The organism is Georgenia thermotolerans (assembly GCF_009193185.1).
GTDB lineage: Bacteria > Actinomycetota > Actinomycetes > Actinomycetales > Actinomycetaceae > Georgenia > Georgenia thermotolerans.
This window is the reverse complement of record NZ_VUKF01000024.1, coordinates 19,871-43,556: the sequence shown is the minus strand read 5'-3', so window position 1 is coordinate 43,556 and position 23,686 is coordinate 19,871. Positions and strand designations below refer to the sequence as shown.

The window sequence follows — 23,686 nt, the reverse complement described above, 5'->3', positions numbered from 1 at the left end:
GACCGACCCCGCAGGGAATCAAATACGGATGGGGACGGCGTCGTGCGGGGTGGCGGGTCTCACGGGGGAGGGGCCCGGCGAGGCAGGACGGCGATGCTGAGGGCCCGGCGGCCCGAACCCCGACGGCGATGCCGGCACCCGGCAGCGGGACCGGACGGCGACGCCGGCGTGCGACGGCGATCGCGGCCCGGCCCACGGAAGGGTGTCGGGTACGGGCACCGATCCCCGGTATTGTCAGCGGAATGTCATCATCCTTGGACGGGGCGCATGTGCTCCTGACGGGCGCCACGGGATTCGTCGGCCAGGCCGTCCTCGAGAAGATCCTCTCCGCCTACCCGAGCACCCGCGTGAGCGTGCTCGTCCGCCCCCGCGGCGACCTCACCGCGCAGATGCGCATCGACAAGCTCCTCCGCAAGCCCGCGTTCCGCACCTGGCGGGAGGCGGTGGGCGAGGAGGCGGCCGCGGAGGCGGTCCGCGAGCGCGTCACCGTGCTCGAGGGCGACCTGGGCGACCTGCCCCCGCTGCCCGACGACGTCGACGTCGTCATCCACTCCGCCTCGACGGTCTCCTTCGACCTGCCCATCGACGAGGCGTTCACCGCCAACGTCGGCGGCCCGCTGTCGCTGTACCAGGCGCTGCTCGCCACCGGGGCGGACCCGCACGTCGTCCACGTCTCCACCTGCTACGTCGCCGGGCTGCGCAAGGGCGTGGTCGAGGAGCGCGCCCTGGACCACGAGGTGGACCGCGAGCGCGAGTTCGCCTACGCGCTGACCGCCCGGGAGGAGGCCGAGGCCGCCTCGCGCCGCCCCGAGGTGCTGCGCCAGCTGCTGGCGGAGGCCCAGACCGCCCACCGCCGGGCCGGCGCCCGCGCCGTGGCCGAGGCTGCCGAGGAGGCCCGCCAGGAGTGGGTGCGCCACGAGCTCGTCGAGGCCGGCCGCACCCGCGCGAACACCCTGGGCTGGACCGACGTCTACACCTTCACCAAGGCGCTCGGCGAGCGGGTGGCCGAGGACCTGTGGGCCGGCGCCGGCCACCGGCTGTCCGTGGTGCGCCCGACGATCATCGAGTCGGCCCTCAAGCACCCCTACCCGGGCTGGATCGACGGGTTCAAGGTCGCCGACCCCCTCATCGCGGCCTACGGGCGCGGCATGCTGCCGGAGTTCCCGGCGCTCGCGGACACGGTCCTCGACGTCATCCCGGTCGACTTCGTCGTCAACGCCATCCTCGCCGCGGCCGCCGCGCCGCCGGCGCCGGGCGGGGCGAACTACTTTCAGGTCTCCTCCGGGCTGACCAACCCGCTGCCGCTGGGGCAGCTGGTCCGGCTCGTGCGCGAGTACTTCAAGGCCAACCCGCTCACCGACGCCGAGGGCGCCCACGTGGCGGTGCCGGCCTGGTCCTTCCCGCACACCGGCGCCGTCGAGCGGGCGCTGCGCCGCCGGGAGAAGGCCGTCGAGCTCGCCGACCGCGCGGTCGGCCGCCTGCCCGCCACCCCCCGCACCCGCAAGTGGATCTCCGGGCTGCACCGGGCGCGGCGCGACCTGGGCACGCTGCGCAAGTTCACCAACCTCTACCAGCCCTACACCCAGACCGAGGTGATCTTCGACGACGCCCGGCTGCGCGAGCTGCACGCCGCGCTGCCGGCGGAGCGGCAGGACGCCCACGGTTTCGACGTCACCGAGATCGACTGGCGTCGGTACCTGCAGGAGATCCACATCCCCAACGTCCCCGGGCTCATGCGCAGCCGGGGCGGGGCGTCCTCGCCGACGGCGCCGGCGGAGCTGACCGAGCGCACCGACGTCGTGGCCGTCTTCGACCTGCAGCGCACCGTGGCCGCCGCCACGCTGGTGGAGCAGTACCTGTGGGTCGAGCTGGCCGCCAAGCCGGCGACGAGCTGGCCCGCCTCCCTGGCCAACCTCGTCGCGCTGGGCCCGCGCTACCTCCAGGCCGAGCGCCGCGACCGCGGCGACTTCATCCGCCAGTTCATGCGCCGCTACGAGGGCGTCAGCGAGGCCGAGCTGCGCGAGGTGGTCACCAAGCGGGTGACGCCGTCGCTGCGGCGCGGGCTGCTGCAGGAGGCGCTGCGCCGGGTCGCGGCCCACCGGGCCGCCGGGCACCGCACCGTGCTGCTGACCGGGGAGATCGACGTCTTCGTCGAGCCCCTCGCCCCGCTGTTCGACCACATCGAGGCGGGGAAGATGGAGGTCGGCCCGGACGGGCGCTGGACCGGGCACCTGGCCGCCTCGCCGCTGGTGGGCGAGGCCCGCGCGGCGTGGCTGCGCCGCTACGCCCGCGAGGAGGGCCTGGACCTCAGCGCCTCCTACGCCTACGGCGACAGCTATGCCGATCGGTCCTGGCTGGAGGTCGTCGGGCACCCGCACGCGGTGAACCCGGACGCCAGCCTCTACCGTTATGCCAAGTCGCGGCGCTGGCCCGTTCTGACCTGGACCACCACCGCGGAGGGCCGGCTCTCCCCGGTCCTGCGAAGCATCAAGGGGGCGCAGAGGCGATGAGCACGGGAACCGGACAGCGAGGTCCGACGGTGGGGGCGCGCCGCGCCGTGCCGCCGGGCGACTCGGTGCTGCGCGGGCGGGCGCTCATCACCGGCGGCACCTCGGGCATCGGGCTGTCCTTCGCCCACGCCCTGGCCGCCCGGGGCTGCGACCTCGTGCTCGTCGCCCGGGACGCGGCCCGCCTGGACAAGACCGCCGAGCAGCTGCGCTGGCGCTACGGCGTCGACGTCGAGACGCTGCGCGCGGACCTGGCCGACCGCGGCGACGTCGCCGCCGTCGCCGCCCGCCTCGAGGACGCCGACAGCCCCGTGGAGGTCCTGGTCAACAACGCCGGCAGGGGCGTGCACGTGCGCCTCCTCGACCCCGACACCACCGAGCACGAGAGCGCCCTGGACCTCATGGTCCGCGCCGTCCTCGTGCTCGGCGGCGCGGCGGGCCGGGCGATGCGCGCCCGCGGCCACGGCGTCATCATCAACGTCTCCTCCGTGGCCGGGCTGATCCCCATGGGGATGTACTCCGCGATCAAGTCCTGGGTGCGCACCTACTCCGAGAGCCTGGCGCTGGAGCTGGCCGGCACCGGGGTGCGGGTGACCACGCTGCTGCCCGGCTGGGTGCGCACCGAGTTCCACGAGCGGGCCGGCATCCGGGCGAGCTCGATCCCCAGCGGGCTGTGGCTGGAGGCCGACGACGTCGTCGCCGAGTGCCTCCAGGACGTCGAGAAGGGCCGGCTGCGCTCGGTGCCGTCCAAGCGGTTCGCGGTGCTGGCGTTCCTCGCCGAGCACGGCCCGCGCCCGGCCGTGCGCCGGGTCACCGCCCAGCTCTCGCGGAGCCGGCGATGAGCGCCCCGATGAGCCTGCGCCGCTACCGGGCGCGCTGGCACCGGTGGGCCCGGTTCCTCGCCCAGCGCCTCGTGCTGCGCTCGGTGGTGCGCACCACCACCGACGTCCGCGTCGAGGGCACCGACAACCTCGACGGGCTGGCCGGCGGACCGTTCGTCGTCGTCGCCAACCACACCAGCCACCTGGACGCCACCCTGATCGTCACCGGGCTGCCGCGCCGGCTGACCGCGCACCTGGCCGTGGCCGCCGCGGCCGACTACTTCTACAAGCAGTGGTGGGTGAAGGCGCCCACCTCGCTGTTCTTCAACTCCTACCCGGTGCACCGCACCGGCGGCGGGCGCGGCAAGGGCATGTCCGCCCGGCTGCTCGCCGCCGGGGTGCCGATCCTGATCTTCCCCGAGGGCACCCGCTCCCGGGACGGGCAGATGAAGCGCTTCACCCCCGGTGCCGCCGCCCTGTGCGTGGGGCAGAACGTCCCGTGCGTGCCCGTGGCGCTCCTCGGCACCGCCGAGGCCATGCCGGTGGGCCGGTCCTGGCCGGTGCCCGGCCGCCCGCCGGTGCGGATGCTCATCGGCCGGCCCATGCGGCCCCACCCCGGCGAGAAGGCCCGCGACTTCAACGCCCGCGTGCAGGCCCGCGTCGCCACGATGCTCACCATGCAGACCCCCTACGTGCTCGCCGACGGGCCGCAGGGCGGATCGAACCATCCCCAGAACAAGCGGCAGGAGGAGGCTTCGTGAACGGTGTCACGCACCAGAAGTGGTGGGGCTGGGGGGTGGAGGGCGTCGCCTTCCACCACGAGGACAAGCCCAAGCTGGCGCCGTTCGTGCTGGACAAGGTCGGCATCGACCTGCACGCCCCGGGCACGCCGCCGCCGGCCTTCGACGACATCGCCGTGCCCGCCACCCGGCTGGGGGACGAGCTGGCCACCACGCTGCGCCGCGCCGTCGGCGAGGACTACCTCGTCACCGACGACCTCGACCGGGTGGTCCACACCTACGGCAAGGGCCTGGCCGACCTGGTCAAGATCCGCGCCGGCCACCTGCCCCGGGTGCCCGACGTCGTCGTCTACCCCGGCGACGAGGACGAGGTCCGGGCGGTGGTCGACGCCGTCGTCGCCGCCGACGCCGTCCTCATCCCCTTCGGCGGCGGGTCGAACATCTCCGGCTCCCTCACCCCGCCGGCCGACGAGGAGCGCGTCGTCGTCTCCCTCGACCTGGGCCGGATGAACCGGGTGCTCGAGGTCGACGAGGCCGCCGGGCTGGCCCGGGTACAGGCCGGCGTGCTCGGCCCGGACCTGGAGGACCAGCTCGGCGCGCGCGGGTGGACCATGGGCCACCAGCCCGACAGCTTCCGCCACTCCACCCTCGGCGGGTGGATCGCCACCCGCTCCTCGGGCATGCAGTCGGACAAGTACGGCGACATCGCCGACATCACCCGCGGCCTGCGCATGGTCCAGCCCGGCAAGGTCGTCGTGCTGCGCCCGCTGCCCTCGACCTCCTCCGGCCCCAGCGTGCGCGAGATGATCCTCGGCTCCGAGGGACGGCTCGGCGTCATCACCGAGGCGTGGGTCAACGTCCACCGCCTGCCGGAGAACCGCGAGATCATCGCCTACCTGTTCCCGACCTGGGCGGCCGGGCTGGCCGCGATGGCCGAGATCGCGGCCTCCGACGCCGCCCCGTCGGTCACCCGCGTCTCCGACGCCAACGAGACCCAGTTCTCCCTCGCGACGCAGAAGAAGAGCCGCGGGATCAAGGGCAAGGTCTCCAAGGCCCTGTTCGCCGTCCTCGAGCGGCGTGGCTGGGACCTGGAGCAGGCGTGCCTGTCCTACATCGGCTACGAGGGCGGCAAGGAGCGCGTGGCCCGCGAGAAGGCGATCGTCGGCAAGATCGTCAAGGCGCACGGCGGCATCAAGCTCGGCACCGGCCCCGGCGCCCTGTACGACCAGAAGAAGTTCGACACCCCCTACATCCGCGACTTCCTGCTCGACGTCGGCGGCCTCGCAGACGTCTCCGAGACGGCGATGCCGTGGTCGAGGCTCATGGACGTCTACTCCGGCACCGTGCGCGCGGCCCGCGAGGCGTTCGACCGGCTCGGGGTCAAGGGCTTCATCATGTGCCACCTCTCGCACAGCTATCACTCCGGTGCGTGCCTGTACTTCACGTTCGCCTTCCCGCCCGGCACGGACGACGTCGAGGAGCAGCTCGCGCGCTACTGGGAGGTCAAGAGCGCGGTCCAGCAGTCCTTCGTCGACACCGGCGCCACCATCTCCCACCACCACGGGGTGGGCACCGACCACGCGCACTGGCTCGAGGAGGACATCTCCGAGGCGGGCACGGACGTCATGGTCGCGCTGCTGCGCGGGGTGGACCCGGGCCGCAACCTCAACCCGGGCACGCTCATCCCCGCCCAGCGGGAGTGGTGAGCGGGCCGCCGGTGCTGCGGCGCCGGCGGTGAGCTCGGTCGGAACGGCCGGGCGTCCCTTGGTGGGGCGCCCGGCCGTTCGACATTCGCGGCGGCCGCCCGGCCCGTCTTAGTCGGCGTCCGGGGTGCGCGCCGGCGTCGTCCGGGACGACGGCGCGGCCTGGCCCGGTCCGCCCTCCGCGGCGGGCGCCGGGGTGTCGGGCCCTTCGCGGCGCGTGGCCTCGTGGGCGGGCGCCGGCGGGTCACGGAGGACCGCGGCGGCCTCGCCGGTGGCCGGCGGTGCCGGCGCCGGGGCGTCCGGGGGAGCGGGCGCCGGAGCGGGCGGCTTCTCCCGGGGCCCGGCGATCGGCATGGCGACCTGCACGGTGGTGCCGCCGCCGGGGGTGGGCACGATCCGCACGCCGCCGTCGTGGGTGCCCATGATTGCGGCGACGATGGCCAGGCCGAGGCCCGAGCCGCCGGAGCTGCGGGTGCGCGAGAGGTCGACGCGGAAGAACCGCTCGAAGACCCGGTCGGCGTCCTCCCGGGCGATGCCGGGCCCGTGGTCGCGGACCTCGAGCAGCGCCCAGCCGTCCTCGGGCAGTCCGACCGCGATCTCCACCGGGGTGCCGGCCGGGGTGTGCTGGAGCACGTTGCCGACGAGGTTGGCGACGACCTGGCGGATCTTGTTCTCGTCCGCCCGCACCGTCAGCGGCGCCGGCGCGCCGTCGCCGGTCAGCGCGACGACCCGGGCGGCGCGGTCGGGGGCCACGGCGCGCAGGTCGGCGACGGCGTCGGCCGCCACCGCCGTCAGGTCCACCGGGCGCAGGTCCAGCGGGCGGCCCTCGTCCAGGCGGGCGAGCTGGAGGAGGTCTTCCACGAGCGCGCCCATCCGCTTGGCCTCGGCCTCGATGCGGCTCATCGCCTGCCCGACGTCCGCGACCCCGCCCATGCGGTACAGCTCGCCGTAGCCGCGGATGGTCGACAGCGGGGTGCGCAGCTCGTGGGAGGCGTCGGAGACGAACCGGCGCATCCGCTGCTCCGAGGCCCGCTGCGCGGCGAAGGACTGCTCGATCTGGGCGAGCATGACGTTGAGGGAGTGGGCCAGCGAGCCGACCTCCGTCGTCGGCGGCTGGGCCGGGACGCGGCGGGACAGGTCGCCCGCGGCGATCGCGCCGGCGGTGGCCTCGATCTCGCGCAGCGGGCGCAGCGAGCGGCGCACCGCCGCCCAGGCGGCCAGGGCGCCCAGGGCCGCGATGAGCAGCCCGGAGACGACCAGCAGCTTGCCGGTGCTCGCCATGGTGGCGTCCACGGACACCAGGGGCAGGGCCACCGTGACCGCGCCGACTGTGGGGCCGCCGGCGCTGAGCGGGTAGGTCACCGCTCGCCAGTGGATGTGGGAGCCGTTCCCGTCCAGCGTGACCGGCGTGGGGGTGCGGTCGAGGTCGTCGAGGTCGACGGAGGGCAGCCGGGGCGTGCCGAGCTGCTGCTGCAGGTGCGGGTTGGGGATCTCGACGGTGTGCCCGCCCTGGAGCTGGATCGCCAGGTAGTAGTTCGACGGCAGGATCGCCTGCTGGGCGCGGCCCGCGACGAGCTGGTCGACGGTGCGCTCGGCGAGCTCCTCCCCGCGCGAGGTCAGCTCGTCGTCGACCTGCTGGACGAGGTGGGCGTGGAGGACGGTCAGGGTGGTGATCCCCGCGCTGGCCAGCCCGACGAGCAGCAGCACCGTGATGATCGTGACGAGCCGAGCGCTGAGCGGCACGGCGCGCCACCGCTCGCGGGCGGGGTGCCGCTCGCGGGGGTGGTGCCCCTCGCGCGGGTGGCGCCGCATCAGCTCTGCTGGCGGAGCACGTAGCCGACGCCGCGGCGGGTGTGGATCAGGGGGCGGATGTCGGCGTCCGGGCCCAGTCCCAGCGCGGCCGCGGAGTCGAGCTTGCGGCGCAGGTAGGAGATGTAGGACTCCACGATCGCGGCGTCGCCGGCGAAGTCGTAGTCCCACACGTGGTCGAGGATCTGCGTCTTGGACACCACCCGCTCGGCGTTGATCATCAGGTAGCGCAGCAGCTTGAACTCGGTGGGGGAGAGCTCGACGAGCCGGCCGGCCCGGCGCACCTCGTGAGCGTCCTCGTCCAGCTCGAGGTCGGCGTAGCGCAGCACGGCGTCGTCGTCCTCCTCCGCCGGGCGGGTGCGCCGCAGGATCGCCCGGATGCGCGCGACGACCTCTTCGAGGCTGAACGGCTTGGTGACGTAGTCGTCCCCGCCGACGGTCAGGCCCTGGACCTTGTCGGTCATGTCGTCGCGGGCGGTGAGGAACAGCACCGGGATGGTGTCGCCGTGGGCGCGCAGGCGCCGCAGCACGGTGAAGCCGTCCATGTCCGGGAGCATGACGTCGAGGACGACGAGGTCGGGACGTTGCTGGGCCGCCGCGCGCACGGCGGCGTTGCCGTCCTCGGCGGTGACGACGTCGAAGCCGGCGAAGCGCAGCGAGGCGGAGAGCAGCTCGCGGATGCTCGGCTCGTCGTCGACCACCAGCAGCTGGGCCTCGGCCGGCTTCTCCCCGGCGGGGCGGCGCGGGGAGCGGGAGGTGGTGGTGGCGTCCATGGCTCCCAGTGTGGCGCCGGTCGCTGGAGGTTGCCTGGGAGCACGCTGGTGCGAGGCTGGGACGACCCTCGGATCCGGCCGCTCAGATCCGCACGGTGCCCTCGACGACGGTCGCGGTGTCCCCGCCCACCCAGATCTCGCCGTCCTCGGCCGCCACGTGCACCCGCCCGGCCCGGCCCAGCACGGTGCCCTGGGCGGCCAGGTAGGCCGCCGGGGCCTCGCCGGTGTCCATGAGCCAGCGGGCGACGCCGGCGTTGAGGCTGCCGGTGACCGGGTCCTCGGTGCCGGTGCCCATGAGCGCGCGGACCTCCAGGTCGGGGCGCTCGTCCCCGCCGGCGGCGCCGTCGTCCTCGGGGTAGGGGCCGACGACGCCGACGAACAGGTCGCCGAGCCGGCCGAAGTCCGGGCGGATGGCGAGCACCTGCTCCGCGGAGGCCAGACGCAGCCCGATCCACACGGGCCCGTTGACCAGCCAGGAGCTGTCGAGCACGTCCGCCGGGTCCAGCCGCAGCCCCGCGACGGCCCGGGCCAGGGTGGCCTCGTCGACCGGCTCGTACCGCGTCAGCGGCGGCCCGGCGAAGGCCCACCGCCCGTCGCGCTCGCGCAGCTCGACCAGGCCCGCGGCGCACTCCTGGACGAGCCGGCCGGGCGTGCGCGGGGTGCCGCCGGCGGCGCGCCAGGCGTGGGCCGAGCCGAGCGTGGGGTGCCCGGCGAAGGGCAGCTCCTCGTCGGTGGTGAAGATCCGCACCCGGTAGTCCGCCTCCGGCGTGGTCGGCGGCAGCAGGAAGGTGGTCTCGGACAGGTTCGTCCAGCGGGCGAACGCCTGCATGTCGTGGTCGCTGATGCCCTCGCCGTCGACGACGACGGCGACCGGGTTGCCGCGGAAGGGCTCGGCGGAGAAGACGTCGACCTGGGCGAAGCGGCGCGGGTTCATGGTGCTCACGGTAGCGGGGGCCGTCCCGGGCTCAGCGCGCGTCGTGGGTGACGCGCCCGCCCAGCACCGTCGCGGCCACCGGCATCGCCCGCAGGCGGGCGGCGGCCTCCGCCGTCGTCGCCGCCGGGGCGAGGGGGTCGGCGTCGAGGAGGACGACGTCGCCGCGGGAGCCGGCGCCCAGCGTGCCCTGCCCGTCGGTGCTCGCGGCCAGCGCCTCGGCGACCCCCAGCTGCTGCTCGGGGTGCCAGGGGGCGCGCTCGTCGGCGCTGCGGTGCACGGCGGCGGCCATGGCCAGCCACGGGTCCAGCGGGGCCACCGGCGCGTCGGAGCCGAAGGCCAGGGGGACGCCGGCGTCCAGCAGGGTGCGGAAGGGGAAGGCGTCCCCGGTGCGCCCGGCCCAGACCCGTTCGGCGACGTCGCGGTCGTCGAGCAGGTGCGCCGGCTGGACGCTGGCGACCACGCCGAGGCGGGCCATCCGGGCGGCGTCGGCGGCGGTGAGCAGCTGGGCGTGCTCGATGCTGCCGCGCGCACCGGTGGCGGCGAAGGCGTCCAGGGCCAGCCCCACGGCGGCGTCGCCGATGGCGTGCAGGGCGACCGTGAGCCCGCCCGTCCGGGCGCGGCGCAGCAGCCGGGCGAGCTCGTCCGGTCCGACGGACTGCACCCCGTGCGGGTGCCCGGCGTCGCCGGGGACGGGGTAGGCGTCGCGGCAGTGGGCGGTGCGGGTGTTGAGGGCGCCGTCGGAGATGATCTTCAGCGGGCCCATGGTGGCCAGCCCGGCCCCGCCGGGCAGCGGGTCGCCGGTGCGCAGCCCGGCCGCGAGGACCGCCTCGAGCCGGTCGGGGTAGACCCCGGCGCGCACCCGCAGCAGGTCCAGGCCCTGGCCGATCCGCTCGGGCCACTCGCGCTCGTTCGCGGCGAACTCCACGTCCACGACGCCGACGACGCCGCGGGCTGCGGCCTCGGCGAGCGCCTGGCGGTAGCCGGCCGCCGCGTCGGCGCCGGGCAGCGACGGGACCCTGGCGAGGGCAGCGAACCACGGGCCCTCGCGCACCAGCCCGTCGTCGCCGGGAGCGCCGGCCGGCAGGCCGAGCAGGGCGCGCGCGGCGGAGCTGAGCCAGCCGCTGTGGACGTCGCCGGAGCTGAGCACGACCGGGGTGGCCCCGGCGACGGCGTCGAGCGCGCCGAGGGTGGGGGCGTCGGGCCACAGGGCGTCGCGGAAGCCGAACCCGAGCAGGGGGCGCCCGGGCGGGTGGCCGGCGAGGCGGGCGCGGACGAGGTCGAGGACGGCGGCGGCGCTGTCCGCCGTCGAAAGGTCGAGGCGCCCGAACGTGCCGGCCCACTGGCCCAGGTGCACGTGGCGGTCCCACAGCCCCGGGGCGGCCCACCGGCCGGCGGCGTCGAGCACCGGCTCGTCGGGCCGCGGGTCCAGGCGCGGGGCGACGGCGGTGACCACGCCGCCGGCGATGCGCAGGTCGACCGGGGCGTCGGGGGCCGCCGGGGCGGGGGTGTGGCCGGCGCGCGGGGCGACCGGGACGAGCCGCACCCGCCGGAGCAGCAGCGGGGCGGTGCGGGCAGGCGTGCCGGGTGGGACGGTGCCGGGCCGGGCGGCCGCGGCGGGGGAGGACATGGGGCCTACAGGTAGCGGTTGGGGTCGAAGGAGGCGAGCGGGATGATCCGCACGCGCGGCAGGACGGCGTTGAAGGCGCCCAGGTCGTCCTCGAGGTCGTAGATCTTCAGGCCGCGGTCGGTGAGCCCGGCCAGCTCGGAGTTGAGGAACTCGCGGAAGCACAGCACGCCGACCCGGCGGCCGTCGTCGAGGAGGCGTTCGACCTGGGGGATGTAGTCGCCGTCGTGCGAGGCGAGCAGGACGTCCCCGGTGCCCTGGGCGAGGATGGCCTCCATCGTGCGCTGGATGCCGATGTCGACGACCTTCTCGGTGCCGGTGCCCGCCAGCGGGATGGGGCGGAAGTCCATCGCCAGCAGCGCCTGGACGAAGCTCATCGGCATCTGCCCGCTGGTGGCGTTGAGGAAGAACAGCCCGCGGGCGTCCTCGTGCCAGACCTCCTGGGTGAAGTGGAGGATGCGGTCCCAGCGCGGCCGCTCCGCGGGCTCGGGCCGGCGGCCGAGCACGCTCATCCCCAGGGTCGCGTCGATGTTCTCGCCGTCGACGAGGAGGTACGTGGTGCGGTCAGCGCTCTCGGACATGCGCTCAGCGTAGTTGGCGACGTGGCGCGTCCGGCACCATTGCCCGCGGCGAGGCCCCGCATCCGGCGCTGCGGCCGGAGGCGGGGCCTCGATGTCTCACGCCGGTGCGGGGCACCGCACGGCGTCAGTACGTGGTCTTGTCCTCCGCCGGGTCGTTGACCGCGGCGGAGCCCTCGTCGGCCCCGGTGGAGCCGGCAGCGGTGGCGCCGATCTGCTGGGGCGCGCTCGTGCCGCCCTTGAGGGCGGCCAGCCGCGCCTCGATCTCGGCGTTGCGGCCGTAGTCCTCGAGCTCGGCGAACTGGTCCTCGAGCGAGGAGCCCTGCAGCTCGGCCTGGCCGGCGACGTACGCCTCCTCGCGGCGCACCTGCTCCTCGAACCGGGCGATCTCGCTCGTGGGGTCCATGATGTTGATGGAGGCGATGGCGCCCTGGACCTGCTTCTGCGCCTGGGCGCTCTTGGCGCGGGCGACGAGCTGGTCGCGCTTGGACTTCAGCTCGTCGAGCTTGACCCGCATGTCCTGCAGGCCGACCTTGAGCTTTTCCACCACCTCGTTCTGCGAGGCGATCATCGGCTCGGCGGCCTTGGCCTCGTTCTCCGCGGCGATCTGCTTGCCGATGGCGACCTTGGCGAGGTTGTCGAAGCGAGCGGCCTCGGACTCGTTGCCCTGCGCCCGGACCTGCTCGGCCTTCTGCGCGGCGGCCAGCGCCTTCTGCCCCCAGTCGCGTGCCTCGGCGACGTCGGCGGCGTGGTCCTGCTCCGCCAGGCGCAGGTTGCCGATGGTCACCGCCACGGCGTCCTCGGCCTCGGCGATGGAGGAGGTGTAGTCGCGCACGAGCTGGTCGAGCATCTTCTGCGGGTCCTCGGCCCGGTCGAGGATCGCGTTGATGTTGGCCCGGGTGAGCTGGGCGATGCGGCCCAGGATGCTCTGCTTCTCTGCCATGGTGGTGCCCTTCTTGGTTGTCGTTAGCGCTGAGCTGGTGCGGCCGCGCCGCCTGCCAAAAATCACTGCCTGCTCGCTCTCCTCAGAAGCCGCCGCCCCCGCCTCCGCCGCCGAAGCCGCCACCTCCGCCGCCGAAGCCGCCACCTCCGCCGCCGAAGCCGCCGCCGCCACCCCAGCCGCCGCCCCAGCCGCCGTGGCCGCCGCCGAGGAGGATGCCGCCGAGGATGAGGGAGCCGACGTCGATGCCGCCGCGGCGCCCGCCGCCGTAGCCGCCGCCCCAGCCGCCGAAGCCGCTGTAGTCGTCGAACCGGTTGGCGTCGCGCTCTGCGAGCTGCTGGGCGGTGGTGGCCATCTGCTCGGCCTGGATGACGGTCTGCAGCGCGGCGGCCGGGTCGGAGCCGGACAGCCGGGCGGCCTCCGCCGCCAGGCGGCTCGCCTCCGACAGGCGGGTGCGGGCCTCGGAGCCGACCGAGCCGCGGCGGGTGGCGATGAAGTCCGACACGGCCTGGATCTGGGAGTTGACCCGGCCCAGCCGGTCGGCGAGCTGGGCGGCGGCGCGCCGGTTGTTCTCGTCCGCCGCGCGGGCCGGCGCGAGGGCGGCGTCGATGGCGGCCTCCGCGGCGGCCAGGCGCTGCAGCGCGGCGAGCGGGTCGCCGGCGCCGCCGCGGGCCTGGTTGCCCTGCGCGATGGCCGCCTCGGCCTCCTTGCGCCGGGCCCCGACCACGGGGTCGGTGGGGGCGAGCCGGTTGGCGTCGCGCACGTCGGCGGTGATCGAGGCCAGCGCCGTGTCGAGGCGGGCGCCGGCCTCGGCCAGCGCGGCGCCGGCGCCGTGGACGTTCTTGAGCAGGGTGTCCGCCTGCCCGATCGCCTGCTCGGCCACCCGGGCGTGGGTGACGGCGGTGGCCCGGTCGCCCTCCTGGACCTTCGCCCGGCCGTCGGCCACCGACTGCCGCGCCGAGGCCAGCAGCGCCTTGGCCTGGTCGGGGTTCTTCGCGATGGAGGCGAGCGTCGCCGCCGGGTAGCGGGTCGCCAGCTCGGCCAGCTCCACGCGCGCGCTCTCGATCTGCTGGGCCACCTCGGTGGCCCGCTGGTCGAGCTCGTCGAGCACCTGCGGGGCGCGGGCCTGCATGTTGCGCAGCTTGGCGAACTGCTCGGTCTGGGCCCGCAGCGTCTGGTCGATCTCGGTGGTGAGCTGGAGGATCTCGGCGTACATCTGCCGCTGCTGCGGCTCGGTCTCGGGGATGTCGTCGTCGAGCTGCTGGCGCAGCTGGAACGCCCGCTGCGCCCGGGTCTTCGCCTCCGCGAGCGCGGCGGTGAACTGGTCGGTCGCCTGGAGCCCGAACTGGGCCTTGGCGAAGCCGAGCTCCTCCTCGGAGCTGCGGATGGCGTCGTCGGCGCCCACCAGGGCGGTGCCGGCGCGCTTGGCGAGCTCCTCGGTGGGCAGGTTGAGCGGGTGGTCCTTGGGCAGGGCCCGCCCGGCCGGGCGGCGCGCCCCGGTCTCGCGCCGGCGCTTGAGGATGAGGAAGGCGCCCACGGCCAGGATGACGATGAGGCCGACGACGACGACGGTGCCGAAGGCGCCCATCCCGCCGCCCCCGCCGCTCGCGCCGGGGGTCTTGCCCTGGGAGAGGTCGCCCACGCCCTGGGCGAAGGTGATGGCAGCGCCCGCCCAGTCGCCGTTGCCGAGCTTGGGCGCGACCTCGGAGTCCGTGAAGGACTGCAGCTCCTGCTGGTCCACCGGCGAGGCGGTGTGGCGGCCGATGCCGTACTTCCGGATGTCCACGCCCACGGCCAACAGGATGTTGTTCGGGCCCAGCCCGGAGACGGTGGCCGTGTCCGCTGCCCACTGCTCCCCGGTCTCGCCCGAGAAGTCGGGGACGAAGGTGACGTAGACGAGCTGGCCGGTGTCTGACTGGACCTGCTTGATGGCCTGCTGGACCTCCTGCTCCTCGGCGCTGGTGAGCACGTCGGCGGTGTCGGTCACCTGCGTGGTGAGGTTCTGCGGGGGCTCGGCGGCGGCCGGACCCGCGAGGGTGAGCAGGGGCAGCCCGGCGAGGGCGACGGCGGCCAGGGTCCGCAGGGCGGTGACGGGTCTCACGCGGCGATCCTCGCGGTCCTTGCGAGTGGGCGCAATAAGCACCGCGCGGCGTTCGCGGTGGGAGGAGCGGGGGAACTTCCTGGTCGGGCCGGTCGTCCAGGTGCCGTCGGTCCGGAACGAGGGAGGCGGGCCGGCGTGAGCGCCGCCCGGACGTCCGCGACAGATGTGGCGCAGGCCCTACACAACGGGGGCAGACGCGTTTTACCGTGGATCAATGTTCGAGACCCTCCCCGTCCTTACCGTCCTGCAGCACGATCCGGACGTCCCCCTCGACAGGTTCGCCGCCTGGCTCGAGGGCGTCGAGACCCGGGTGGTCCGGCTGGACGACGGCGCGCCCGTGCCCGCCGTCGACGAGCTCGGCGCCGGGCTCCTCGTGCTCGGCGGCAGCCAGAACGCCTACGACGACGAGCGGGCGCCGTGGCTGCCCGCCACCCGCCGCCTCCTGACCGACGCCGTCGCGGCCGACGTGCCCGTGCTGGGCATCTGCCTGGGCCACCAGCTCCTCGCCGCCGCGCTCGGCGGCCGCGTCGAGGTCGCCCCGCCGCCCGGGCGCGAGAGCGGCGTCGTGCCGGTGATGTGGCGCCCCGAGGCCGGCGAGGACCCCGTCCTCGGTCGCGCGATGGCGGCCGCGGCCCCCGACGTCGCCCCGGCGGGCGAGCTCGGTGGCGCGCTGGTGCCCTCCATGCACGGTGACGCCGTCGTCGAGCTGCCCGCCGACGGCCGGTGGCTGGCCTTCTCCGCCATGTACCCGTTCCAGGCCATGCGCGTCGGCTCCGCCCTGGGCGTGCAGTTCCACCCCGAGGCCTCGCCCGAGCTGCTGGCCCGCTGGGCCGCGTCCGAGGGCGAGGACGCCGCCGCCGTCCTCGCCCAGGCCCGCGCGCAGGACGCCCACGTCGCCCCGGTCGGCCGGGCCATCGCGCAGGCGTTCGCCGCCCAGGTGCGCGTCGCCGCGGAGACCACGCTCGCCGCGTAACGCCGCCCCACCCCGTGACCAGAACGCCATTCCGGCTGCAGCCGGAATGGCGTTCTGGTCACTGGCCCCGGGGCGTCGGCGTCGCGGTCAGGCCGTGGCGAGGTCCTCGGCGTCGACGATCGTGTACGCGTAGCCCTGCTCGGCCAGGAAGCGCTGGCGGTGGGCGGCGAAGTCCTGGTCCACCGTGTCCCGGGCGACGACGGCGTAGAAGTGCGCCGTCTTCCCGTCCGCCTTGGGCCGCATGAGCCGGCCCAGGCGCTGGGCCTCCTCCTGCCGGGAGCCGAAGGACCCCGACACCTGCACGGCCACCGACGCCTCGGGCAGGTCGATGGAGAAGTTGGCGACCTTGGAGACCACGAGCATGGGGATCTCCCCGCGGCGGAAGCCGTCGAAGAGGCGCTGGCGCTCGGTCACGGTGGTCTGCCCGGTGATGAGCGGGGCGTCGAGGTCCTCGGCGAGCTCCTCGAGCTGGTCGAGATACTGGCCGATGACCAGCGTCTGCTCCCCGGGGTGGCGGGCGAGGATCTGCTCGACCACCCGCACCTTGCCCGGCGCGCTGGCCGCCAGGCGGTACTTCTCCTCCGGCTCGGCGGTGGCGTAGACCATCCGGTCGTGGTCGGGCAGCGTCAGGCGCACCTCGATGCACTCGGCCGGGGCGATGTAGCCCTGGGCCTCGATGTCCTTCCACGGCGCGTCGTAGCGCTTGGGGCCGATGAGGGAGAAGACCTCGTCCTCCCGGCCGTCCTCGCGCACCAGCGTCGCGGTCAGCCCCAGGCGGCGACGCGCCTGCAGGTCCGCCGTCATCCGGAAGATCGGCGCGGGCAGCAGGTGCACCTCGTCGTAGACGATCAGCCCCCAGTCGTGGGCGTCGAGCAGCTCCAGATGGGTGTAGACGCCCTTCCGCTTCGTGGTGAGCACCTGGTAGGTGGCGATGGTGACCGGCCGGACCTCCTTTCGGGCGCCGGAGTACTCCCCGATCTCGTCCTCGGTCAGGGTGGTGCGCCGCACCAGCTCCTCGCGCCACTGGCGGGCCGAGACGGTGTTGGTCACCAGGATCAGCGTCGTCGTCCGCGACCGCGCCATCGCGCCGGCGCCGACGATCGTCTTGCCCGCGCCGCAGGGCAGCACGACGACGCCGGAGCCGCCGTGCCAGAAGGTGTCCACCGCCTCCTCCTGGTAGGGGCGCAGGTGCCAGCCGTCCTGGGCCAGGTCGATGGGGTGGGCCTCGCCGTCGACGTAGCCGGCCAGGTCCTCCGCGGGCCAGCCGAGCTTGACGAGCACCTGCTTGAGGTGGCCGCGCTCGGAGGGGTGGACGACGACGTCCTGGTCGTCCAGCCGCTCGCCCAGCAGGCCCTTGACCCGCTTGGAGCGCAGCACCTCGGCCAGGACCGGCTTGTCCAGGGCGTGCAGCACCAGCCCGTGGGTGGGGTGCTGGACCAGCTGGAGCCGGCCGTAGCGGTCCATCGTCTCAGCGACGTCGATGAGCAGCGCGTGCGGGACCGGGTAGCGGGAGTACTCGATCAGCGCGGCGACCACCTGCTCGGCGTCGTGGCCGGCGGCGCGCGCGTTCCACAGGCCCAGCGGGGTCAGGCGGTAGGTGTGCACGTGCTCGGGGGCCCGCTCGAGCTCGGCGAAGGGCGCGATGGCGCGCCGCGCCTCGGTGGCGCGCGGGTGGTCGACCTCGAGCAGGATCGACTTGTCGGACTGGACGATCAGGGGGCCGTCGGGCATCTGGTCATTCTCCCTCGCGGGGCCGCGCCCGCGGTGCGTGGTTGGTCACGGGACCCTAGCCCTCGCCGTCCGTGCCCTCCCGCGACAGCCCGACGAGCACCGCCGGGACCAGGCTGCGCAGCGCCTCGCGCGGTCGCAGCGTGTCGTCCTCGATCGTCTCCGCCGTCAGGGAGCTGACGTAGATGGCGGCCAGCGCCTCGGCGATCTGCTCCACCGGCACCACCGGCCGGCGGCCCATGGCGGCCAGGGCCTCGCGGGTCACCTCGAGGAACTCGGCGCTGAAGCGGCTGCGGAACGCCCGGTAGGCCGCCCGCGCCTCGGGCTTGCGCATCGCCAGCAGGCTGAACTCCGCCTGCAGGATGTGCCAGCGCCGGCCGGCGGGCTCGATCGCGTCGATGACCCGGCCGACGGAGTCGGGGGAGAGCTCCTCGCGCGGGATGGCGGCCAGCGCCTGGCGCACCGCCTCGAGCATCTCCGAGGAGCGGGCCTCGAACAGGGCGTAGAAGACCTCGTCCATGCTCGAGAAGTTCGAGTAGAAGGCCCCGCGGGTGTAGCCGGCGGCGGCGACGAGGTCGTCGACCGTGGTGCTCGCCACCCCGTTGCGGGCGAAGACATCCACCGCGGCCTCCAGCAGGCGGGCGCGGGTGTTCGCGCGCCGCCGCGGCGGGGAGGCCTGCTCGTCGTCCACGGGCAAACACCCTAGCGGCGAACGCCACATCCCTCGGGCATCTCGATGCATTGCTGTATCCGATACGCAAATGTATCGTTCCCGCTCGTGCCCCACCCGGGGCCCGCCGGCTCGCCCCTCGAACACCGAGGCGCGCCCGGACGGGTGCGCCCGGGACTCACCTTCGGAAGGCCATGCGTGTCCTCCTCGCTCTACCGTCTCGGCCGGGCCGTCGCCCGGCGCCGCCGCCTGGTCCTGGTCGCCTGGCTGCTCCTGCTCGCCGTCCTCGGCGCCGGCGTGCCCCTCGTCGGCGGGACGCTCAACGACAACTTCTCCATCCCGGGCACCGAGTCCCAGGACGGCCTCGACGTCCTGGCCACCCGCTTCCCCCAGGTCTCCGGCGCCAGCGGGCAGCTGCTGTTCACCGTCCCCGAGGGCGAGCGCATCGCCGACCGGGCCGACGACGTCGAGGCGGTCCTCGCCGACGCCCGCGAGGTCACCGACGTCGTCGCGGTCACCGACCCGTTCGCCGCCGGGGCGGAGCGCTACCTCGCCGCCGACGGGCGCCACGCCCTGGCGCAGGTCCAGCTGTCCGTGCCGCTGGGGGCCATCGACGACGCCACCCGCGACGGGCTCGTCGCGCTCGCGGCCGACGACCCGGCCGGGCTGCGCATCGACCTGGGCGGCCAGGTGCTGCAGACGACCGGCGTGCACGTCAGCGCCACCGAGGCCGCCGGCGTCGTCGTCGCCGGCGCGGTCCTCGCCCTGACCTTCGGCTCCGCCGTCGCCGCCGGGGTGCCGGTGCTGACCGCGCTGCTCGGCGTGGGCGTGGCCCTGGCCGGGATCGTCCTGGCCGCGGGCCTGACCGACATCTCCAGCACCACCCCGACCCTGGCCCTGATGATCGGGCTGGCGGTGGGGATCGACTACGCCCTGTTCGTCCTGTCCCGCCACCGCGCGCAGCTGGCCGGCGGCATGGCGGTGGAGGAGTCCCTCGCCCGGGCGACGGCGACGGCGGGCAGCGCCGTGATCTTCGCCGGCACCACCGTCGTCATCGCCCTGTGCGGGCTGGCGGTGGCCGGCATCCCGTTCCTCACCGTCATGGGGGTGGCCGCCGCGGCCGCCGTCGCGGTCGCCGTCGCCGTCGCGCTGACCGCCCTGCCCGCCGTCCTCGCCATGCTCGGCGAGCGCCTGCGCCCGCGGCCGGGCTCGCGCGCCGCCGCCCGCGAGCTCGCCACCGCCGGGCAGGGCCGGTCCCTGGGACGGCGCTGGGTCGCCCTGGTCACCAGGGTGCCGGCGCTGACCGTCGTGGTCGTCGTCGCCGGCCTGCTCGTCATGGCCGTGCCGGCCAAGGACCTGCGCCTGGCCCTGCCCGACAACGGCGCCCGCGACCCGGGCGACCCCGCCCGCGTCACCTACGACCTCATCGCCGACGCCTACGGCCCCGGCTTCAACGCCCCGCTGGTGCTCACCGCCGACCTCATCCGCACCACCGACCCCGTCGCGGTCATGCGGCACGTCGCCGACGACGTCGCCGGGCTCGACGACGTCGCCTCGGTGCCGCTGGCCACCCCCAACCCCACCGGCGACCTCGGCGTCGTCCAGATCGTCCCGCGCGAGGGGCAGACGGCGGCCTCGACCGCCGACCTCGTGCGGGCGCTGCGCGACCTGGCCCCGCGGCTGGAGGACCGCTACGACCTCACCGACGTGCGGGTCACCGGCCACACCGCGGTCACCATCGACATCTCCGACCGGCTCGGCGCCGCGCTGGTGCCCTTCGGGATCGTCGTCGTCGGGCTCTCCCTCGTGCTGCTCACGGTCGTCTTCCGCTCGATCGCCGTGCCCATCAAGGCCACCGCCGGCTACCTGCTCTCCGTCCTCGCCGCCTTCGGGGCCCTGTCGGCGGTGTTCGAGTGGGGCTGGTTCGCCGACGCCCTCGACGTCCAGCGGGTCGGCCCGGTCATCAGCTTCCTGCCGATCATCCTCATGGGCGTCCTGTTCGGCCTGGCCATGGACTACGAGGTGTTCCTCGTCTCGCGCATGCGCGAGCACTACGTGCACACCGGTGACGCCGCCGAGGCCATCACCGCCGGCTTCGCCGCCAGCGCCCGGGTGGTGGCCGCCGCGGCGGTGATCATGTTCGCCGTCTTCGCCGCGTTCGTCCCGGCCGGGGACCCCATCGTCAAGCCCATCGCCTTCGGCCTCGCGGTCGGGGTGTTCGTCGACGCCTTCGTCGTGCGCATGACCCTCGTTCCCGCCGTCCTCGCGCTGCTCGGCCGGCACGCCTGGACCCTGCCGGACTGGCTCGAGCGGCGCCTGCCCACCCTCGACGTCGAGGGCGTCGGCCTCGAGCGGCACCTCGAGCACGAGGCGTGGCAGGCCGCCCACGGCCCGGCCGCGGTGCGGGCGGAGCGGGTGACCGTGCGCGACGAGGCCGGCGCCCCGCTGGTGGCCGGCGCGGACCTCGCCGTGCGCCCGGGCGAGCTGGTCGCCGTCGGCGCGGCCGACCCGCTGGTCCGCCAGGCCTTCCTGGCCGCCGTCGCCGGGCGGCTGTACCCCGAGGATGGCACCCTCGTCGTCCTCGGCCGGGTGCTGCCCGACGAGGCCGGCGCCGTGCGCGCCCGCGCCGCCTTCTTCCCGGTCTTCCCCTCCGCGGCGGACCTGGCCCGCTGCGCCGGGCCCGGCCGGCTCGTCCTCGTCGACGGCGCCGACGCCGACCCCGCCCGCGCGGCCCGGCGGTGGGCGGCCCTCGCCGAGCTGACCGAGTCCGGCACCACCGTCCTGGCCGGGCGCGACCCGGCCGTGCCCTGGCCGGCGCCCGCCCCGCGGCAGGTGTGCCTGGACCGTCCCACCGTCCCCGCCCTCGAGGAGGCCGCGCTGTGAGCCGCCGTGCCCTGAGCCTGATCCTGGCGGTCCTGGTGCCGCTGCTGTGCGGCGCCGCCGCCCTGGCGTCCCTGTCCGGGCGGGTGGACCACCTCGACCGGCTGGCCACCGCCGTGGTCAACCTCGACGAGATGGTCACCGGCGCGGACGGCCGGCCGGTCGCCGCCGGCCGCCTGCTCGCCGCCGGCCTCACCGCACCCGACCGGCCCGCCGACGCCGCCCTCGACTGGCGGCTCACCGACGCGGCCGACGCCCGCGACGGGCTGGCCGACGGCACCTACGCCGCCGTCGTCACCATCCCGAAGGACTTCTCCGCCACCATCGCCGCCCTCGGCGACGGCACGCCCGGGCAGGCCCGGGTGCTGGTGACCGGCAACGACGCCTCGAGCGCCCTGACGAGCCTGCTCGCCGAGCAGGTCACCGCCACCGCCGCGGCGACGGTCGGGCACACGGTGACGACAAGCTACGTCGCCGGACTGCTCGGCGGGGTCGACGACGTCGGCAGCGCGCTGGGCGGGGCCGCCGACGGCGCCGACCAGCTGGCCGAGGGCGCGGCGGCCGCCGCCGACGGCGCCGCGAAGGTTGACGGCGGCGCCCGCGACCTCGCCGCCGGGATCGGCTCGCTCGCCGGCGGCGCGACCGCCCTGGCCGACGGTGCCGCCAGCGCCTCCGCCGGGGCCGCGAACCTCGCCACGGGCCTCGGGACCCTGCGTGACAAGACCGCCACGCTGCCGGATCAGACCGCCGCTCTCGCCGACGGCGCCGCGGCCCTCGACACCGGGCTGGGGTCGCTCAAGGAGGGGGCGGCGGCCCTGCCCGGGCAGACCAGGACGCTCGCCGACGGCGCTTCCCAGGTCTCCGCCGGCGCGGGCACCCTCGCCACCTCCCTGTCGGGTCTGTCGGAGCAGTGCGCCGCGGCCGGCGGGTCGGCCGAGTTCTGCGCGGCCCTCGGCCAGGCCGCCACCGCCGCCGGCACCCTCGACGCCGGCGCCGGCCGGGTCGCCACCGGCGCCGGCGCCCTCGCCGACGCCGCCCCTACGCTGCACCAGGGCGTCGCCTCGGCCGCCGAGGGCGCCGGGTCGCTCGCGGACGGCACCCGCCGGCTCGCCGACGCCACGCCCGCGCTGCGGGACGGCATCGCCTCCGCGGCGTCCGGGGCCGCGACGCTCAGCGAGGGCGCCGGACGGCTGCAGGCCGGCGCCGGGACGCTCGAGCAGGGCACCGGGCGGCTGTCCGCGGGCGCGGACGAGCTCACGAAGGGCACCGACGCGCTGGCGAGCGGCACCAGCGGGCTCTCCGACGGCTCGGCCCAGCTCGCCGACGGCCTCGGCGCCGGTGCCGAGCAGGTCCCGGCGCTGCAGGGCGCCGCGGACGACCTGGCCGCCAACATCGCGACCCCGGTGACCTCCGAGGCGAAGCGGCTCCACCCGGCGGACGGGCCCAGCGCGTTGGCCCCCGGCGTCGTCGCGCTGGCGCTGTGGCTGGGCGGCCTGGTCGCCTTCGTGGCGCTGCCGGCCCTGCCGCGCCGGGTGCTGCGGGCCCCGGCGACCGCGCGCCGCGCCGCCGCCGCGGGCCTGCTGCCCGGGGTGCTCCTGGCGCTCGTGCAGGCCGTCGCCCTCGGCGCGGCACTGCCCGCCCTCGGCGTCGAGCCGGTCCAGCCGGTGGCGGCGGTCGGGCTGACGCTGCTCGCCGCGGCGGTGCTCGCCGTCGTCAACCACGCCCTCGTCGCGGCGCTGGGCCGCCGCGGCGGCGTAATGGTCTCCCTGCTGCTGCTCGTGGTGCAGGGCGCGGCGCTGGGCGGGCTGTTGCCGATCGACACCGCCCCGGCGGTGTTCCGCACGCTGCACGACGTCCTGCCGGTCTCGCTCGCCGCCCAGGGGCTGGCCCACCTGGTGCTCGGCGGGCAGGTCAGCTCCGTGGCCGGGTCCGTGGCCGGGCTGCTCGCGTGGGCGGCGGCCGGCCTCGGCGCCGGGGTGCTGGCCGCCCGGCGCGGGCAGCGGACCTCGGTGGCCCGGCTGCGCGCGGGGCTCGCGACGGCCTGAGGGTCAGCCGCCCAGGGCCTCGCGCAGCCGCGCCGCGAAGCCGGCCGCCTCGGCGTCGTCGGCGTACTTGGTGCGCGGCCAGAAGAAGCCGCGCAGCCCGTCGCCCTTGGTGCGCGGGACGACGTGGGCGTGCAGGTGCGGCACGCTCTGGCTGACCACGTTGTTCACCGCCACGAAGGACCCCTGGGCGCCCAGGGCGGTGGTCATCGCCGCGGCGAGGCGCTGGGTGCCGGTGAGGAACGGCACGGCGAGGTCGGCCGGCAGGTCCGGCAGCGTGGCGACGTGCCGGCGCGGCACCAGCAGGGTGTGGCCCTTGAAGACCGGGCGGGCGTCGAGGAAGGCGAGGGTCTCGTCGGTCTCCAGCACGAGGTGCGCCTTGGTCTGCCCGGCCACGATGCCGCAGAAGACGCACCCGGGCGCGGCGCCGCTCACTCGAGGACCCGCGGGTCGTCGGGCACGTCGACGGCGTGCTGCTGGAGCACCTCCAGCGGGACCACCTCGAGGGCCCGCTCGTGCGTGCAGGCCAGCACCACCGGCGCGGCGACGCCGTCCTCGTAGGCCTGCAGCCAGCGCACCGCCACGACGCACCAACGGTCGCCCGGGCGCAGGCCGGGGAAGAGCCACTCCGGGCGGGGCGTGAGCAGGTCGTTGCCGTGCTGCTGCTGGTGCTCGAGGAACTCGGCGGTCATCACCGCGCAGATGCTGTGGTTGCCCAGGTCCGCCTCGTCGGCGATGCAGCGGCCGGTGCGGTAGTAGCCGGTGACCGGGTCCGTCCCGCACTCGCCGAGCTCGCCGCCCAGGACGTTGCGCTCCGCCATGCCGCGATCATGGCAGCCGGGGCACCGGCGCGCCTCGACGAC

The 23,686-nt window shown here is 75.6% G+C and carries 18 protein-coding genes; 7 read left to right on the top strand and 11 right to left on the bottom strand.

Going from position 1 to position 23,686, the window contains the following annotated elements:
* The first annotated feature begins 242 nt into the window (after positions 1 to 242).
* From GD970_RS12475 to GD970_RS12460, 4 genes are read left to right on the top strand one after another with little or no spacing between them, the layout of a single operon-like run.
* Positions 243 to 2,510, top strand: coding sequence for an HAD-IB family hydrolase (locus tag GD970_RS12475; RefSeq protein ID WP_152203229.1), 2,268 nt, complete (start codon positions 243 to 245; stop codon positions 2,508 to 2,510).
* Positions 2,507 to 3,349, top strand: coding sequence for an SDR family NAD(P)-dependent oxidoreductase (locus GD970_RS12470; RefSeq protein ID WP_152203228.1), 843 nt, complete (start codon positions 2,507 to 2,509; stop codon positions 3,347 to 3,349). Before GD970_RS12475 ends, GD970_RS12470 begins: the two co-directional genes overlap by 4 nt.
* Positions 3,346 to 4,089 (top strand): lysophospholipid acyltransferase family protein, encoded by a 744-nt coding sequence (locus GD970_RS12465; RefSeq protein WP_152203227.1) that lies wholly within the window; start codon positions 3,346 to 3,348, stop codon positions 4,087 to 4,089. Before GD970_RS12470 ends, GD970_RS12465 begins: the two co-directional genes overlap by 4 nt.
* Positions 4,086 to 5,774 (top strand): FAD-binding oxidoreductase, encoded by a 1,689-nt coding sequence (locus GD970_RS12460; RefSeq protein ID WP_152203226.1) that lies wholly within the window; start codon positions 4,086 to 4,088, stop codon positions 5,772 to 5,774. The genes GD970_RS12465 and GD970_RS12460 overlap by 4 nt, the downstream gene beginning before the upstream one ends.
* Before the next feature lie 108 nt (positions 5,775 to 5,882).
* Here the strand turns inward: GD970_RS12460 and GD970_RS12455 are convergent, their stop codons facing one another.
* The 7 genes from GD970_RS12455 to GD970_RS12425 all read right to left on the bottom strand — a co-directional run bounded on the left by GD970_RS12455 (position 5,883) and on the right by GD970_RS12425 (position 14,530).
* Positions 5,883 to 7,583, bottom strand: coding sequence for a sensor histidine kinase (locus GD970_RS12455; RefSeq protein ID WP_152203225.1), 1,701 nt, complete (start codon positions 7,581 to 7,583; stop codon positions 5,883 to 5,885).
* Positions 7,583 to 8,353 carry a response regulator transcription factor gene (locus tag GD970_RS12450; protein ID WP_152203224.1) on the bottom strand — a complete coding sequence of 257 codons (771 nt, stop codon included), beginning with the start codon at positions 8,351 to 8,353 and terminating at the stop codon, positions 7,583 to 7,585. The genes GD970_RS12455 and GD970_RS12450 overlap by 1 nt, the downstream gene beginning before the upstream one ends.
* An 82-nt stretch (positions 8,354 to 8,435) precedes the next feature.
* On the bottom strand, positions 8,436 to 9,287 hold the full coding sequence (locus GD970_RS12445) for a PhzF family phenazine biosynthesis protein (RefSeq protein WP_152203223.1): 852 nt from the start codon (positions 9,285 to 9,287) through the stop codon (positions 8,436 to 8,438).
* 31 nt (positions 9,288 to 9,318) lie between these two features.
* Positions 9,319 to 10,914 carry an amidohydrolase gene (locus GD970_RS12440; RefSeq protein WP_152203222.1) on the bottom strand — a complete coding sequence of 532 codons (1,596 nt, stop codon included), beginning with the start codon at positions 10,912 to 10,914 and terminating at the stop codon, positions 9,319 to 9,321.
* Positions 10,915 to 10,919: 5 nt separating this feature from the next.
* The gene (locus GD970_RS12435; protein ID WP_152203221.1) at positions 10,920 to 11,492 is read right to left on the bottom strand and encodes an NYN domain-containing protein; all 573 of its coding nucleotides are present in this window, start codon (positions 11,490 to 11,492) and stop codon (positions 10,920 to 10,922) included.
* A 124-nt stretch (positions 11,493 to 11,616) separates the two neighbouring features.
* Positions 11,617 to 12,432, bottom strand: a complete 816-nt coding sequence (locus tag GD970_RS12430) for a PspA/IM30 family protein (protein ID WP_152203220.1) — start codon at positions 12,430 to 12,432, stop codon at positions 11,617 to 11,619.
* Positions 12,433 to 12,514: 82 nt separating this feature from the next.
* Entirely contained in the window at positions 12,515 to 14,530 is a 2,016-nt protein-coding gene (locus GD970_RS12425; protein ID WP_152203219.1) for a TPM domain-containing protein, read from the bottom strand.
* Between the two features lie 214 nt (positions 14,531 to 14,744).
* Between GD970_RS12425 and GD970_RS12420 the strand changes: the two genes are divergently transcribed.
* Positions 14,745 to 15,503, top strand: coding sequence for a type 1 glutamine amidotransferase (locus GD970_RS12420; RefSeq protein WP_152203218.1), 759 nt, complete (start codon positions 14,745 to 14,747; stop codon positions 15,501 to 15,503).
* Between the two features lie 87 nt (positions 15,504 to 15,590).
* Here the strand turns inward: GD970_RS12420 and GD970_RS12415 are convergent, their stop codons facing one another.
* Complete coding sequence (locus tag GD970_RS12415; protein ID WP_152203217.1) at positions 15,591 to 17,234, bottom strand: DNA repair helicase XPB; 1,644 nt, start codon at positions 17,232 to 17,234, stop codon at positions 15,591 to 15,593.
* A 55-nt stretch (positions 17,235 to 17,289) separates the two neighbouring features.
* The gene (locus GD970_RS12410; protein WP_170297307.1) at positions 17,290 to 17,922 is read right to left on the bottom strand and encodes a TetR/AcrR family transcriptional regulator; all 633 of its coding nucleotides are present in this window, start codon (positions 17,920 to 17,922) and stop codon (positions 17,290 to 17,292) included.
* Between the two features lie 177 nt (positions 17,923 to 18,099).
* On the opposite strand from GD970_RS12410, the gene GD970_RS12405 reads away from it, so the two are divergent.
* Both GD970_RS12405 and GD970_RS12400 read left to right on the top strand, forming a co-directional pair.
* Positions 18,100 to 20,784, top strand: coding sequence for an MMPL family transporter (locus tag GD970_RS12405; protein ID WP_152203215.1), 2,685 nt, complete (start codon positions 18,100 to 18,102; stop codon positions 20,782 to 20,784).
* The gene (locus GD970_RS12400; protein WP_193314928.1) at positions 20,781 to 22,826 is read left to right on the top strand and encodes a YhgE/Pip family protein; all 2,046 of its coding nucleotides are present in this window, start codon (positions 20,781 to 20,783) and stop codon (positions 22,824 to 22,826) included. Before GD970_RS12405 ends, GD970_RS12400 begins: the two co-directional genes overlap by 4 nt.
* A gap of 3 nt (positions 22,827 to 22,829) precedes the next feature.
* On the opposite strand, the gene GD970_RS12395 is transcribed toward GD970_RS12400, so the two are convergent.
* Together GD970_RS12395 and GD970_RS12390 are read right to left on the bottom strand one after the other, a co-directional pair.
* Positions 22,830 to 23,258 carry an HIT family protein gene (locus GD970_RS12395; RefSeq protein WP_152203213.1) on the bottom strand — a complete coding sequence of 143 codons (429 nt, stop codon included), beginning with the start codon at positions 23,256 to 23,258 and terminating at the stop codon, positions 22,830 to 22,832.
* A complete protein-coding gene (locus GD970_RS12390) occupies positions 23,255 to 23,644 on the bottom strand; it encodes a DUF2237 family protein (RefSeq protein WP_152203212.1) in 390 nt (129 codons plus the stop codon). Before GD970_RS12390 ends, GD970_RS12395 begins: the two co-directional genes overlap by 4 nt.
* Positions 23,645 to 23,686 lie beyond the last annotated feature (42 nt).